The sequence below is a fragment of the Methylibium sp. genome (genome assembly GCF_031393925.1).
In the GTDB taxonomy this organism is placed as follows: domain Bacteria; phylum Pseudomonadota; class Gammaproteobacteria; order Burkholderiales; family Burkholderiaceae_C; genus Methylibium.
In genome coordinates, this window is sequence record NZ_JANMWL010000218.1 from 1 (window position 1) to 14,324 (window position 14,324).

Annotated in this window: 12 protein-coding genes and 1 tRNA gene; 8 read left to right on the forward strand and 5 right to left on the reverse strand. The window is 68.6% G+C overall.

Annotated elements, in window-relative coordinates:
- Together eutB and mfd are read right to left on the reverse strand one after the other, a co-directional pair.
- Positions 1-1,009, reverse strand: a 1,009-nt coding sequence (eutB, locus tag RMO12_RS11495; RefSeq protein ID WP_309639393.1) for an ethanolamine ammonia-lyase subunit EutB, incomplete at its 3' end; no start/stop codon positions are given.
- 16 nt (positions 1,010-1,025) lie between these two features.
- Complete coding sequence (gene mfd / locus RMO12_RS11500; RefSeq protein ID WP_309639394.1) at positions 1,026-4,598, reverse strand: transcription-repair coupling factor; 3,573 nt, start codon at positions 4,596-4,598, stop codon at positions 1,026-1,028.
- Between the two features lie 146 nt (positions 4,599-4,744).
- On the opposite strand from mfd, the gene RMO12_RS11505 reads away from it, so the two are divergent.
- The 4 genes from RMO12_RS11505 to ispF are packed head-to-tail and all read left to right on the forward strand — an operon-like array spanning position 4,745 to position 6,649.
- Positions 4,745-5,074 carry a type II toxin-antitoxin system prevent-host-death family antitoxin gene (locus RMO12_RS11505; RefSeq protein ID WP_309639395.1) on the forward strand — a complete coding sequence of 110 codons (330 nt, stop codon included), beginning with the start codon at positions 4,745-4,747 and terminating at the stop codon, positions 5,072-5,074.
- Positions 5,071-5,457: a type II toxin-antitoxin system VapC family toxin gene (locus RMO12_RS11510; RefSeq protein ID WP_309626351.1), complete on the forward strand. Its 387-nt coding sequence runs from the start codon at positions 5,071-5,073 to the stop codon at positions 5,455-5,457. Before RMO12_RS11505 ends, RMO12_RS11510 begins: the two co-directional genes overlap by 4 nt.
- Positions 5,451-6,158 carry a 2-C-methyl-D-erythritol 4-phosphate cytidylyltransferase gene (gene ispD, locus RMO12_RS11515; protein ID WP_405029668.1) on the forward strand — a complete coding sequence of 236 codons (708 nt, stop codon included), beginning with the start codon at positions 5,451-5,453 and terminating at the stop codon, positions 6,156-6,158. The genes RMO12_RS11510 and ispD overlap by 7 nt, the downstream gene beginning before the upstream one ends.
- Complete coding sequence (gene ispF / locus RMO12_RS11520; RefSeq protein WP_309639397.1) at positions 6,155-6,649, forward strand: 2-C-methyl-D-erythritol 2,4-cyclodiphosphate synthase; 495 nt, start codon at positions 6,155-6,157, stop codon at positions 6,647-6,649. Before ispD ends, ispF begins: the two co-directional genes overlap by 4 nt.
- A gap of 110 nt (positions 6,650-6,759) precedes the next feature.
- On the opposite strand, the gene RMO12_RS11525 is transcribed toward ispF, so the two are convergent.
- Positions 6,760-8,067 carry an ATP-binding protein gene (locus RMO12_RS11525; RefSeq protein WP_309626358.1) on the reverse strand — a complete coding sequence of 436 codons (1,308 nt, stop codon included), beginning with the start codon at positions 8,065-8,067 and terminating at the stop codon, positions 6,760-6,762.
- A gap of 143 nt (positions 8,068-8,210) precedes the next feature.
- Positions 8,211-8,948, reverse strand: coding sequence for a two-component system response regulator OmpR (gene ompR, locus RMO12_RS11530; protein WP_309626348.1), 738 nt, complete (start codon positions 8,946-8,948; stop codon positions 8,211-8,213).
- Between the two features lie 176 nt (positions 8,949-9,124).
- Here ompR and RMO12_RS11535 point away from each other — a divergent pair, with 176 nt between their 5' ends.
- Positions 9,125-9,853: an SIMPL domain-containing protein gene (locus tag RMO12_RS11535; protein WP_309639398.1), complete on the forward strand. Its 729-nt coding sequence runs from the start codon at positions 9,125-9,127 to the stop codon at positions 9,851-9,853.
- Between the two features lie 32 nt (positions 9,854-9,885).
- Here the strand turns inward: RMO12_RS11535 and RMO12_RS11540 are convergent, their stop codons facing one another.
- The gene (locus RMO12_RS11540) at positions 9,886-10,668 is read right to left on the reverse strand and encodes a 3-hydroxybutyrate dehydrogenase (protein ID WP_309626346.1); all 783 of its coding nucleotides are present in this window, start codon (positions 10,666-10,668) and stop codon (positions 9,886-9,888) included.
- A gap of 64 nt (positions 10,669-10,732) precedes the next feature.
- On the opposite strand from RMO12_RS11540, the gene RMO12_RS11545 reads away from it, so the two are divergent.
- The 3 genes from RMO12_RS11545 (at position 10,733) to RMO12_RS11555 (ending at position 14,037) form a co-directional block, all read left to right on the forward strand.
- Positions 10,733-11,623: an alpha/beta hydrolase gene (locus RMO12_RS11545; RefSeq protein ID WP_309626345.1), complete on the forward strand. Its 891-nt coding sequence runs from the start codon at positions 10,733-10,735 to the stop codon at positions 11,621-11,623.
- Positions 11,620-13,923 (forward strand): bifunctional (p)ppGpp synthetase/guanosine-3',5'-bis(diphosphate) 3'-pyrophosphohydrolase, encoded by a 2,304-nt coding sequence (locus RMO12_RS11550; RefSeq protein WP_309639399.1) that lies wholly within the window; start codon positions 11,620-11,622, stop codon positions 13,921-13,923. The genes RMO12_RS11545 and RMO12_RS11550 overlap by 4 nt, the downstream gene beginning before the upstream one ends.
- 37 nt (positions 13,924-13,960) lie before the next feature.
- Positions 13,961-14,037, forward strand: a tRNA-Val gene (locus RMO12_RS11555).
- Positions 14,038-14,324 lie beyond the last annotated feature (287 nt).

The following is a 14,324-nucleotide window of genomic DNA, read 5'->3' on the forward strand; positions in this document are numbered from 1 at the left end:
ACAGGTACTCCGGGCCGATGAAGCCGACCACGGTGTTGACGAGCAGCGGCGAGAAAGCACGCGCCACCGCGTAGGCGCGTGCCTCGCAGGTCTGCTGGTCCACGCCGTGGTGCGCGTCGGCGCTGAGCGCCGAGCCCTGGCCGGTCTCGAAGTACATGCAGTGGTCGCCGACCGTGCCGCGCCCGAGCGACAGCGCTGCCGCATGCGCCTGGCGCAGCAGAGCGAGGTTGATGCCGAAGCCGGCGTTGGCCTTCTCGGTGCCGGCCACCGACTGGAACACCAGATCCACCGGCGCGCCCATCTCGATGGCCTCGAGGGTGTTGGTCACGTGCGTGAGCACGCAGGTCTGGGTGGGGATCTCGAAGCGCTGCACGGCTTCGTCCATCAGTTTGAGCAGCTGCACCAGCGCCGGCACGCTGTCGCTCGCCGGATTGATGCCGATCACCGCATCGCCCGCGCCGTAGAGCAGGCCATCGAGCATGGAGGCCGCGATGCCCTTGGGGCTGTCGGTCGGGTGGTTGGGTTGCAGCCGCACCGCCAAATGGCCGGGCAGTCCGATGGTGTTGCGAAAGCGCGTGACGACGCGGCACTTGCGCGCGACCAGGATCAGGTCCTGGTGGCGCATGAGCTTGCTCACCGCGGCGGCCATCTCGGGGGTGAGGCCGGGGCGCAGGGTGGTGAGCGTGGCTTCGTCGGCGGCGTCGGACAGCAACCAGTCGCGGAAGTCGCCGACGCTGAGGTGGGCCACCGGCGCAAAGGCGGCGGCGTCGTGCGTGTCGACGATGAGGCGCGTGACTTCGTCGGTTTCGTAGGGGATGAGCGCTTCGCTCAGGAAGTGCGAAAGCGGCAATTCCGCCAGGCACATCTTCGCGGCCATGCGCTCGGCGGCCGTCGCGGCGGCGATGCCCGCGAGCTGGTCGCCCGAGCGCAGCGGCGTGGCCTTGGCCATCACGTCCTTGAGGTCGGCGAAGCGGTAGCGCTCGCCGCCGAGGGTGTGCCGGTAGGCCATCGCGAGCCTCGCCTTGCTAGGCCGGCTCCAGCGCCCTGGGCGTGCCCAACGACCGCAGCACGTCGCGTATGAACTGCGCCCGGTCTTTGGGATCCGACAGCGCCTTGTCGATGCGCAGCTTGTCGTTGCCGGCCAGCTTGATGTGGCGGTTCTTTTGCACCAGCTCGATGATGCGCAGCGCATCGATCGGCGGGTTGGGGCGAAAGCTCACACTCATGGCCTGCGGGCCGGCGTCGACCTTCTGCACGCCGTAGGCCTTGGCCTGCACGCGCAGGCGGTGGGTGTCGAACAAGGTCTGCGCCTGCGCCGGCAGCTTGCCGAAGCGGTCGACGATCTCCTCGAGCATGGCGTCGATCTTGTCGAGCTTGTCGGCGGTGGCCAGGCGCTTGTAGAGCGAGAGCCGCACATGCACGTCGCCGCAGTAGCTGTCGGGCAGCAGGGCGGGGGCGTGCAGGTTGATCTCGGTGGTGACGTTGAGTGGGCTGAGCAGGTCGGGCTCGCGGCCCGCCTTCAGTTCGCGCACCGCCTGCGCCAGCATGTCGTTGTAGAGCTGGAAGCCTACCTCCATCATGTTGCCGCTCTGGTTTTCGCCCAGCACCTCGCCCGCGCCGCGAATCTCGAGGTCGTGCATGGCGAGGTAGAAGCCCGAACCCAGTTCTTCCATCTGCTGGATGGCCTCCAGGCGCTGAGCGGCCTGCTTGGACAGGCCTTCGATGTCCGGCACCATCAGGTAGGCATAGGCTTGGTGGTGCGAACGGCCGACGCGCCCGCGCAGCTGGTGCAACTGCGCGAGGCCGAACTTGTCGGCGCGACTCATCACGATGGTGTTGGCGGTGGCTACGTCGATGCCGGTTTCGATGATCGTCGAGCACAGCAGCAGGTTGTGCTTTTGCGCCACGAACTCGCGCATCACGCGCTCCAGGTCGCGCTCGGGCATCTGGCCGTGGGCAATGGCGATGCGTGCTTCGGGGATCAGCTCTTCGAGCTTGCGGCGGCGGTTCTCGATCGTCTCCACCTCGTTGTGCAGGAAGTAGACCTGGCCGCCGCGCTTCAACTCGCGCAACACCGCCTCGCGGATGGTGCCGTTGGACTCGCTGCGCACGAAGGTCTTGATGGCCAGGCGCCGCTGCGGCGCCGTGGCGATCACGCTCAGGTCGCGCAGGCCTTCGAGTGCCATGCCGAGGGTGCGCGGTATCGGCGTGGCGGTGAGCGTGAGCACGTCGACCTCGGCCCGCAGCGCCTTCATCGCCTCTTTGTGGCGCACGCCGAAGCGGTGTTCCTCGTCGATGATCAAGAGGCCCAGATTGGCGAACTTGGTGTCTTGCGAGAGCAGCTTGTGCGTGCCGATCACGATGTCGATGGTGCCGTCGGCCAGGCCCGCGAGCGCGGCCTTGATCTCCTTCGTCGACCGAAAGCGCGACATCTCCGCCACCTTCACCGGCCACTTGGCGAAGCGGTCGGTGATGTTTCCGAAATGCTGCTCGGCCAGCAGCGTGGTCGGCGCCAGCAACGCCACCTGCTTGCCGCCGGTGACCGCCACGAAGGCGGCACGCAACGCGACCTCGGTCTTGCCGAATCCGACGTCGCCACACACCAGCCGGTCCATCGGGCGTGGCGAGACCATGTCCTGGATGACGGCGTGGATGGCGGCGCGCTGGTCGGGCGTTTCCTCGAAGCCGAAGCTCGCCGCGAACGCTTCGTAGTCCTGCGGCGAGAAGCGGAACGCGAAACCCTCGCGCGCCGCACGTCGGGCGTAGAGGTCGAGCAGCTCGGCGGCGGTGTCGCGCACCTGCTCGGCGGCCTTGCGCTTGGCCCTGTCCCACTGGTTGGAGACCAGGCGGTGCAGCGGCGCCTCGTCCGCGCTCACGCCGGTGTAGCGGCTGATGAGCTGCAACTGCGCCACCGGCACGTAGAGCGTGGCCTTGTCGGCGTATTCGAGGTGCAGGAACTCGGTGTCGCCTTCGCCGAGATCGATGTGGATCAGGCCGACGTAGCGGCCGATGCCGTGGTTGGCATGCACGACCGGGTCGCCCACCTTGAGCTCGGAGAGGTCTTTGATCAGCGCGTCGACGTCGCTGGTCTGCTCTTGCCGGCGGCGCCGGCGCACGGTGGGCGCGGCGTCGAACAGCTCGGTCTCGGTGACGAACTCGATGCTGGCTTGCCCTAGGCCACGCTCCCACAGGAAGCCGGCCGCGAGCGGTGCCACGGTGATGGCGTAGCGGTGGTCACTGGCCTCGAACGCAGCGAGCGATTCGACCGACGGTGGCTCGAGCTTGTGGTCGCGCAGCAGCTCGAGCACGCTCTCGCGCCGGCCGTCGCTTTCGGCCACGAGCAGCACGCGCGTGTTGGACGCAGCCGTGGCCGCGAGATGCAACTCCAACTTGCGCAGCGGGTCTTGCGAACCGCGCTCGACCGCGAGATCTGGCAGCGCCCGAGCCCACATTGCTCCCTCCCCCTTTGGGGGAGGGCTGGGGTGGGGGCCTGCGCCCGCGGGCTCCCATCCCGACCTTTCCCCAGCGGGGGGAGGGGCCATGCCATCGTGCGCTTCGTGCGGCGCGCCTCCCCGCAACGAGAGCTGTGCATGCTCGTTACAGCGACTGAAGAACTCCTCCGGCGTCAAGTAAATTGCCTGCGGCGCCAGGATCGGCCGCTCCGGGTCATGCTGTAAGAAGCGATGCCGCTCGCGCGTCTCACCCCAGAATTTTTGCAAGGCCGCATCGACCTCGCCATGCAGCACCACGCGCGCATCGGCGCCCAGGTAATCAAAGATCGCCGCCGTCTCGTCGAAGAACAGCGGCAGGTAGAACTCGATGCCCGCCGTGGCGATGCCCGCGCCGATGTCCTTGTAGATGCGCGAGCGCGTCGGGTCGCCCTCCACGCGCTCGCGCCAGCGCGCACGAAACGCGGTGCGCGCGGCGTCGTCCATCGGGAACTCGCGCCCCGGCAGCAGCCGCACCTCGGGCACCGGGTAGAGGCTGCGCTGCGAATCGGGGTCGAAGGTGCGGATCGAGTCGACCTCGTTGTCGAACAGGTCCACCCGATAGGGCACGCGCGAGCCCATCGGAAACAGGTCGATCAGGCCGCCGCGCACCGCGTATTCGCCCGGCGACACCACCTGGCTCACATGCTGGTAGCCCGCCAGCGTGAGCTGCGCCTTCAGGCCGGCTTCGTCGAGCTTTTGCTTCTGCGCGAAGTTGAAGGTGTAGGCCGCCAGGAAGGAGGGCGGCGCCAGGCGCACCAGCGCCGTGGTGGCGGGCATGAGCACCACGTCGACCTCGTCACCGGCGCGCGCCTGGCGGATGCGCCAGAGCGTGGCCAGCCGCTCGGAGATCAGGTCCTGGTGCGGCGAAAAATTGTCGTAGGGGAGCAGCTCCCAATCGGGGAACACGGCGATGCGCAGGCCGGGGGAAAAGAACGCGAGTTCGTCCTGCAGTCGCTGGGTGTCGGCCGGCTCGGCGGTGACGATGGCGGTGCGGCGCCCGGCGGCCTTCTCGGCTTGTGCAAATCGCGCGAGCTGTAGCGCGTCGGCCGAGCCGGTGGGGCGCGGCAGTGTGTAGCGTTTGCCGGGGGCGAGCGAGGGGATTTGCATCGATGCGGACACGGAAAGGCAGAGCGCCCCGCGGCAAGTGGCGGGGCGCGAAGCGATTGTAGGCAGCCGCGCTGCCGCTGGCGGACGTGGGGGCTCGGCGCACGCCCGACGGGCGTTGCCATCAGCAGCCGAAGATCCGGTTAGACTTGTACAACTTTATGTCATTGATTATGTCCATGCGTAATCCCAACATTCATGAGGTTCGAGACAACTTGGCCGAATACCTCGCTGCCGCCGAGCGCGGCGAAGAGGTCTTGATCTGTCGCCGCAACCAGCCGGTGGCACGCTTGGTTGCCGTGACGCGCGTGCCGACGCGCAAGCCGCGACCCATCGGCAAGGCGGCCGACGCCGGGATACCGCTCCCCGCCGCCTTCTTCGAGCCGCTTCCCGACCATTTCATGAGCGCGCTGACCGGCGCCGCGCCTTCCGCGAACGATCCGCTCGCGCCGTCATCTCCAACTCGCGGGCGTCGATGAAATTGTTGCTCGACACCTGCAGCTTTCTGTGGGCGGTGCGCGGCGACGCGTTGCTCAGCGCCGAAGCCGCGGCCTTGTTCCGCGACCCGGCCAACGAGGTGTTTCTCTCGGCCGTGTCAGCCTGGGAGATCGCCGTCAAGTACAGCCTGGGCAAGTTGCCGCTGTCCGATGTGCCCGCGCGCTACGTGCCGCGTGAGCGCGAGCGCCACGGCATCGAGCCCCTGCCGCTTGGCGAGGCCGACACCCTGCTGCTGGACCGGCTGCCGGCCGTGCATACCGATCCCTTCGACCGCCTGTTGGTGTGCCAGGCGGTGCAGCACGGCATGACCTTGCTGACGCCCGACCCGATGATCCACCGCTATCCGGTGCCGGTGCGATGGTGAGTCGTTCGTCTGCAGCCCGCTGCTATGCGCTGGTGCCCTGTGCCGGCGCGGGCGAGCGCGCCGGCGCGGGCGGGCCCAAGCAGTACCGGGCGGTGGGCGGGCGCAGCGTGGTCTGGCACACGCTCGCCGCCTTGTCGGGCGTGTCGCGACTGGCCGGTACGCTGGTCGTCCTCTCCGCTGCGGACGGCGAGTTCGAGCGCCATGCCGGCGAGGCCGCTTGCTGGACCGCACGCGTGGGCGGCGCGACACGGGCCGCGAGCGTGGCCAACGGTCTGGCCGCGCTGCGCGAGCGCGGCGTGCGCGACGACGATTGGGTGCTGGTGCACGATGCGGCGCGCTGTCTCGTACTGCCGAGCGACATCGAGCGCCTGATCGAAGCCTGCGAGCACGATGCGGTCGGCGGCTTGCTCGCGCTGCCGGTGGCCGACACGCTCAAGCGTGGGTCGCCCGGTGACGCCGAGCGCGTCGCGCTCACGCTCGACCGACGCAGCCTCTGGCAGGCGCAGACGCCGCAGATGTTTCGCCTTGGGCTGCTCGGTGAGGCGCTGGCGCGAGCCGGCGACGCGGTCACCGACGAGGCGAGCGCCGTCGAGTTGCTCGGCCATTCGCCGCGCCTCGTGCGCGGCTCACTCGAGAACTTCAAACTCACCTGGCCGGCCGACTTTGCGTTGGCCGAACGGCTACTCAGGACGCGCGCATGACTGCTTTGAAGTTCCGCATCGGTGAGGGCTGGGACACGCATGCCCTGGTCACAGGTCGCAAGCTCGTGCTCGGCGGGGTAGAGATCGAGCACACGCACGGCCTCGCCGGCCACTCGGATGCCGACGCGCTGCTGCACGCCATTACCGATGCGCTGCTCGGCGCGGCCGGCCTGGGCGACATCGGCCGGCACTTCCCCGACACCGAGGCGAACTTCGCCGGTGCCGATTCGCGCCGGCTGCTCACCGAGGCTTACGAGCGCGTGCGCCATGCCGGCTGGGCGGTGGGCAATATCGACGCGACCATCATCGCGCAGGCGCCGAGGATGGCGCCGCACATCGAGGCGATGGTGGCGTCCATCGCGGCCTGTCTGGGCGTGGCGTCCGAGCAGGTCAACGTGAAGGCCAAGACGGCCGAGAACATGGGGCCGGTGGGCGAGGGCCGCGCGATCGAGGCGCGCGCGGTGGCGTTGCTGGTGCGGCCGGACGCCTGAGCGTTGCGGCGAGGCCGGCGCGTCAGGAATTTGCCGCCGCGGACCGCGCTGCCACTTCGAATCCGGCCGGTTGTTCTGCGGGTACCGCGCTCGCCAACGGCTGCCGCCCTTCAGGGCGCTTTCTTCAGGCGGATGTGCCCGACCAGCCCACCATCGCTGGCGTTGGCGAGCTCGAAGGTGCCGCCCATGCGCTGCACCGTTTTTTCGACGATGGCCAAACCCAGACCGGCGCCGGTGGCGGCAGTGCGGGCGACGTCACCGCGGAAGAACGGGGTAGTGAGCTGCTTCAATTTTTCAGCGGCGACGCCCGGGCCGTGGTCGCGCACGCTCACGATCACCCAGGGGCCGGTGCGCGCGTAGCTCACCGTTACTTGCGCCACGTCGGTGTCGCTGCTGCGGCCGTAGCGGCGTGCGTTCTCGAACAAATTGGCGAGCACGCGGCCGAGCTCGGTGTCGTCGGCCATGACGCGCGTGTCGATCGCCACGCGCGACTCGATGCGGATCTGTGTCGGGTCCCTGAACGCCGCGATCTCGCGGTCGACCACGCTCGACAGGTGAACCGGCACGAGCTTGACCACGCCGGGGCGCGCGTAGTCCATGAACTTGTCGATGATCGCGTCCAGCTGGTCGATGTCGGCCGCCATGTAGCGCTTGGCGTCTTCATCCACCACGCTCATCTCGGTTTCCAGGCGCATGCGCGCCAGCGGCGTGCGCAGGTCGTGGCTGATGCCAGCAAGCATTACCGCGCGGTCTTCTTCCACCTTGGCGAGTTCGCGCGCCATGCGGTTGAAGCCCATGTTGACTTCGCGGATCTCGCTCGTCATGGTGTATTCGTCGAGCTGCGACTCGTACTCGCCGTCGCGGATGCGACTTGCGGCGAACGACAGTTCCTTGAGCGGGCGATTGATCAAGCCCGCGATTACCGCCGAGCCCAGCACCGTGGCCAGCAGCGCGATCGAAGTCCACACGAAATACGTGCTGCCCGCCACCGCCTGCACGCGCTTGGGGTCGGCCTGCAGCCAGAAGGGATCGTTCTCGATGTTGAAGCCCACCCACAGCCCCGGCACGCCGTTCACGCTGTTGGCGACCACGGTATGCGGCCCCAACCGCGAACGCAGCTCCTGCCCGACGGCGCGGCTGAAGCGGTCGACCTCGAAGGGCTCGAACTGGTCTTTCGGTTCGCGCGGCACGACCTTCACCGCTTCCTGGTCGCTCATCGCCTTGACCACCGTCACGCGGTTGATGGCGTCGGAATAGCGCAGCGCCGCGCGCGAAAGATTGACCAGGCTGGCGATTTGCTGCGCCGCCTGCACCGCGCGCGGCTCGAACTCGAGCGCACGAAAGGTCTGCAGCCAGGCGAAGATGCCGGCGCCGAGCAGCACCGCCAGCAGGATGAAGGTGCGCCAGAACAGGCTCATCGCGAAGCGCGGCACGCGCAGCAGCGTGGGCCGCCCGCGCGTCTGGCTGTTGCGTCCGCCCGAGGCCCGGCGCGCGCGCTCGGCGCGCAGGCCGGGGTCAAGCACGGCGGCGCTTCATGGCGTCGTGGCCGGCGGATCGATGCTCACGACGCGCCGTCCGGCACGAACACATAGCCCACCCCCCACACCGTCTGGATGTAGCGCGGCTGCGCGGGGTCGGGCTCGATCATCTTGCGCAGCCGCGAGATCTGCACGTCCAGGCTGCGGTCGAAGGGTTCGAACTCACGTCCGCGCGCCAGTTGCGCGAGCTTGTCGCGTGACAGCGGCTGGCGCGGGTGGCGCACCAGCGCCTTCAACATCGAGAACTCGCCAGTGGTGAGCGCAATCTGTTCGCCGTCCTTGGCGAGCCGGCGCAGCGCAAGGTCGAACTCGAACGGCCCGAAGGTGACGGTCTGCGCCTCCTTGGCGGGCGCGCCCGGCGCCTCCAAGGTGGGGCGGCGACGCAGCACGGCGTGAATGCGCGCCAGCAGTTCGCGCGGATTGAACGGCTTGGGCAGGTAGTCGTCGGCGCCGACCTCCAGACCGACGATGCGGTCCACGTCTTCCACCTTGGCGGTGAGCATGATGATCGGCGTGGTGTCGTTGTTGGCGCGCAGGCGCCGGCAGATCGACAGGCCATCCTCGCCGGGCAGCATGAGGTCGAGCACGATGAGGTCGATGGTGTCGCGCGTCATCACGCGATTGAGAGCCTTCGAGTCCTCGGCGAGCAGCACCTCGAAGCCTTCTTGCGTGAGGTAACGGCGCAGCAGGTCGCGAATGCGGGCGTCGTCGTCGACCACGACAATGCGATCGGCACGTTGGGTGTTAGCGGTGGCATTCATCGCAGCTCCATATTTGTAACAGCGCCATTGTGCGCAGCGGTTTCGCCGTAAACGTCTGGTTTGACCCGCTGTTACAAATCTTGCGAGCAGGCCAGATCGGGCCTTGGCAGTCAGCCAAGCGTGATGGCAACACGTTGTGCGATTTACTGGCCGACCCTTCTCGAAAGGACTCACCGATGTCGCTCTACCTTCGACTTGTTCCCGTGCGCATGGTGCTTGCCGTGACGCTCGCGCTTGCTGCTTGCGCCCCGGCCGCGCTTGCCGCCGAGTCGCCAGCGCGCGAAAACCTGCTCAGCTTCACGACGAGCGCAACGCTCGAAGTCACCAAGGACCTGCTCGGCATCACGCTGCAAGTGGTCAAGGAGGGCACCGACGCCGCCGCCGTGCAGGCGCAGCTAAAGCAGGTGCTCGACGCGGCGCTGGCCGAAGCGAAGAAAGCCTCACAAGCCGGCGCGATGGAGGTGCGCACCGGCAACTTCTCGCTCCAGCCGCGCTACGGCAAGGAAGGCCGCATCAACGGCTGGCAGGGCCAGGCCGAGCTGGTGCTCGAAGGCAAGGACAGCGCGCGCGTGGCGCAGACGGCGGGGCGACTGACCGGCATGAACGTCACCAGCGTGGGCTACAGCATCTCGCGCGAGCTGGCCGACAAGCATGATGCCGAGGTCACCGCGCAAGCGATCCAGAAATACCGCACCGGGGCCAGCGAGCTGGCCAAGCAGTTCGGCTATAGCAGCTACGTGCTGCGCGAGGTGTCGGTGCAAAGCGCCGAGCAGGGCGGCCCGCGGCCGGTGATGTATCGCAGGAGCGAGGCGTCGGTGGCCTCGATGGATGCGCCGGTGCCGACGGAGCCCGGCAAGGGGGTGTTGAGCGCCACCGTCAGCGGGACGGTGGCGCTGGTGAAGTAGGCCCGCTTCGGGCAACGCGTCGAGCGACTGGCCTACTGCGCCGTCCAGCCGCCATCGACCGCCCAGGCCTGGCCCCTCACGTTGGCGGCGGCCGCAGAGCACAGGAACACCGTCAACTCGCCGAGCTGTTCGGGTGTGGTGAATTGCAGCGAAGGCTGCTTCTCGCCGAGCAGGTCGCGCTCGGCCTCTGCCACCGTGATGCCTTCGCGCCTGGAGCGATCGTCGATCTGCTTTTGCACCAGCGGCGTAAGCACCCAGCCGGGGCAGATGGCGTTGACGGTGATGCCGGTGGTGGCGGTCTCGAGTGCAATCGACTTGGTAAAGCCCACCAGACCGTGCTTGGCCGCCACGTAGGCCGACTTCTGCGGCGAGGCCACCAGACCGTGCGCCGAGGCAATGTTGATGATGCGGCCCCAGTTCTTCTGCCGCATGCCGGGCATGGCCAGGCGCGTGGTGTGGAAGGCCGAGCTGAGGTTGATGGCGATGACGGCGTCCCAGCGTGCGACGGGAAAGTCCTCGACCGGCGCCACGTGCTGGATGCCGGCGTTGTTGACCAGGATGTCGACGCCACCGAATTCGGCCTCGGCATGGGCCATCAGCGCCTCGATCTCGGCGGGCTTGCTCATGTCGGCGCCGTGAAAGCCGAGCCTGATGCCGTGGACCCGGCCCGCCTCGGCCACTTGCGAGCGCGCTGGCTCGGTGTCGCCGAAGCCGTTGAGCACGATGTTGGCGCCCTGGCGCGCCAGCACCACGGCGATGCCCAGGCCGATGCCGCTGGTGGAGCCGGTGACGAGCGCAGTCTTGCCTTTGAACATGGTCTGTATTCCTCGGTGCCTTGGGTGCCATGATTATCGATAAATATCACTCACGGGATTCACGATGACCGAACCGCAGCTGCATTTCGTCAATGGTCTCGATGCGTCGGGCCTGCACCGCATGGCCTATTGGGAGTGGGGCGAGCGAAGCAACCCGCGCGTGGTCGTCTGTGTGCACGGCCTCACGCGCCAAGGCCGCGATTTCGACACCCTGGCGCGCTCGCTCAGCGCCGACTACCGCGTGGTCTGCCCCGACGTGGTGGGCCGCGGCCGCTCCGACTGGCTGGCCGACCCGGCCGGCTACCAGGTGGCCGCCTACGTGGCCGACATGGTCGCGTTGCTGGCGCGCCTGGGCGTTGCGCAGGTCGATTGGGTCGGCACCTCGATGGGCGGCCTCATCGGCCTGTGCGTTGCCTCGCTGCGCGACCGCCAAGGCGAATCAATGGTGCGCCGGCTGGTCATCAACGATGTCGGCCCGGCGCTCAGTGCCGCGGCGGTGCAGCGCATCGGTGGCTATGTCGGCGTGCCGCGCCGCTTTGCCACCTTTGACGAGGGCGCCGATTACCTGTGGAGCATTTCGCAGGGATTTGGTCCGCACACGCGCGAGCAGTGGCTGGCGCTCACGCGGGCGCAGCTGGTGGCCGCCAACGATGGGCAGGGCGATGGCTTCGTCTCGCACTACGACCCGCGCATCGCGCTGCCTTTCAAGTCGGTGACGCCCGAGCTCGCCGCAGCCGGCGAGGCCGTGCTGTGGCAGCGCTACGACTCGCTCAGCGGCCCGACCTTGTTGATCCGCGGCGGCGACTCCGACCTGCTCTCGCACGCCACGGCCCAGGCCATGACCGAGCGGGGCCCGCGCGCTCGGCTTGTCGAGCTGCCTGGCATCGGCCACGCACCGACCTTGGTGGCGCCGGACCAAGTGGCGCTCGTGCGGGAGTTTCTCGCCGCGTCATGAAGACCGCAGCACCGGAGCCGCCCAGCGGCGCCGCTCCGATCGTCGTGCTGGCGGGCGAGATCGGCGCCGACGAGAGCAAGGCGCGCGAAGGCGAACGCCGCGAAGACGCGGTGCTGGCGCGGGCCCGCGCCTTTGCCGAACCGCTGCTCGCGGGCGAGCGCCTGGACACCGGCGAGGACGCGCTCGCGCATGCCGACGGCGTGGCAGCGCTGCTGCGCGCGATCGGCGCGGCGCCCTCGCTGTGCGCCGCGGTCTACCTCGTCTACGCGGGCGACTACCTCGCCCGGCCCGAAGAAGTGATCGCCAAGGCCTGGGGCGAAAGCTACGCGAGCCTGGTCGCCCACACACGCAAGCTCGTGCAGTTGCAGCGCAACGCGCGCGAGGCGCTCGGCGACGCGGCGCAGGGCGCCTCGCAGCAGGCGGCGCAGGTCGAGCGCGTGCGCAAGATGCTGCTGGCTTTTTCACGCGACCTGCGCGTCGTGCTGCTGCGCCTGGCCTCGCGGCTGCAGACCTTGCGCCACTACGCCGCGAGCAAGCAGCCCTGTCCCGCGGCGCTGGCGCGCGAGTCGATGCAGGTGTTTGCGCCGCTCGCCAACCGCTTGGGCATCTGGCAGATCAAGTGGGAGATCGAGGACCTGGCGTTTCGCTTCCTCGAGCCCGAGGCCTACCAGCAGGTGGCCCGCCTGCTCGACGAGACGCGTGTCGAGCGCGAGCACGGTATCGAGGCGGTGCGCCAGCGGCTGGTGCGCGCGCTGCACGAGGCCGGCGTGCGTGCCGAGGTGCAGGGGCGCCCGAAACACCTCTACAGCATCTGGAAAAAAATGCAGGGCAAGGGCCTGGACTTTGCGCGCGTCCACGACCTGCGCGCCTTGCGCGTGATCGTGGGCGACGTGCCGGCCTGCTATGCCGCGCTCGCCCGCGCGCATGAGCTGTGGCGGGCCGTGCCCGAGGAGTTCGACGACTACATCGCGCGGCCCAAGCCCAACGGCTACCAGTCGCTGCACAGCGTGGTGCAGGACGATGCGGGGCGGGCCGTCGAGATCCAGATTCGCACCCGCGCGATGCACGAGCATGCCGAGAGTGGCATTGCCGCGCACTGGGCCTACAAGGAGGCGGGACCGCGCGGCTACGGCGGCGTGAGCGCGGCAGGCGACTTCGAGGGTCGGATCGCAGAGGCGCGCAAGGCGGTGTTGCGGCAGCTGCTGGCCTGGGAGCGCGAACTGACTGAGCCCGCCAGTGACAAGGGCCAGGGTCAAGCGCAGGGCGAGGGCGGGGCAGCGGTCGGGCCGGGGCTGTTTGAAGACCGCATCTACGTGTTCACGCCGCAGGCCGCGATCATCGAGCTGGCGGCCGGCAGCACGCCGGTCGACTTTGCCTATGCGCTGCACACCGACCTCGGCCACCGCTGCCGCGGCGCCAAGGTCGACGGCGCCATGGTCACGCTCAACACCGCGCTTGCGAGCGGCCAGACGGTGGAGATCGTCGCGGCCAAAGAGGGCGGCCCGTCGCTCGATTGGATCAACCCCGAGTTGGGCTACCTGCAAAGCCCGCGCGCCCGCGCCAAGGTGCGTGCCTGGTTCAACGCACTGGGCCAGCAGGAGACCGTTGCCCGCGGGCGCGAGGCGATCGAGAAGCTGCTGCAGCGTGAAGGCCGCACCGCGATCAAGCACGACGAGCTGGCCAGCCAGCTCGGTTTTCGCAACGCCGAGGCGCTGTTCGAAGTGGTTGGCAAGGACGAGTTATCGCTGCGCACCGTCGAGTCCCTGCTGCGCCCGAGCGAGCCCCGACCCGACGCCGACGAGCTGCTCACGCAGCGCCTCTCGCGCGGCCCCAGCGCCGAGTCCCGGCCCAAGGGCGGCGTGCTGGTGGTCGGCGTCGACTCGCTGCTCACCACCTTGGCGCGCTGCTGCAAGCCGGCGCCGCCCGACGCCATCGGCGGCTACGTGACGCGCGGCAAGGGCGTGGCCGTTCACCGTGCGGCCTGCGCCAATTTTCGTGACATGGCGGCCCACTCGCCCGAGCGTGTGATCCCGGTCGGCTGGGGCGGGGCGCTCGGCGACGGCGCGGCGCTGTACGCGGTGGACGTGGTCGTCCAAGCGAGCGACCGCCAGGGCCTGCTGCGCGACATCTCCGAGCTGTTCGCCAAAGAAAAGATGAACGTGGTGGGCGTCCACACCCAGTCGCTCAAAGGCACCGCGTGGATGAGCTTCACGATCGAAGTGGCCGACTCCGCGCGACTGGCACCGGTGCTCGCCGACGTGTGCCGCATCGACGGCGTGCGCGGCGCCCGCAGACGCTGAGAACGCCGGGTCGCCGTGATAGAGTGCGGCCCTTCCCAGGCGCGTAGCTCAGCTGGTTAGAGCACCACCTTGACATGGTGGGGGTCGTTGGTTCGAGTCCAATCGCGCCTACCAAATTCTGTAGAGAGATCAAGCACTTAGCGGAAACGCCAAGTGCTTTTTTCTTGGCGGTACGGAAAAAGTACGGAAATCCCGCGCAAGTCTCTGCTTGTTCCGGGGCGCTTCAGCTGCGGTCAGCGGCCGGCTGGCGGCGATCAGGTCTGCTGATCTTGCGAAGCCAGGCGTTCGGGGCTGCACCGTGGACTGGACTATCACTTCACCGTCGGCGGCCCGGTTGACGATCCGCGCCTGACCACGCTGGCGCCGTACCCGGCCGGCACAGCATGAGCTACGACGACGGC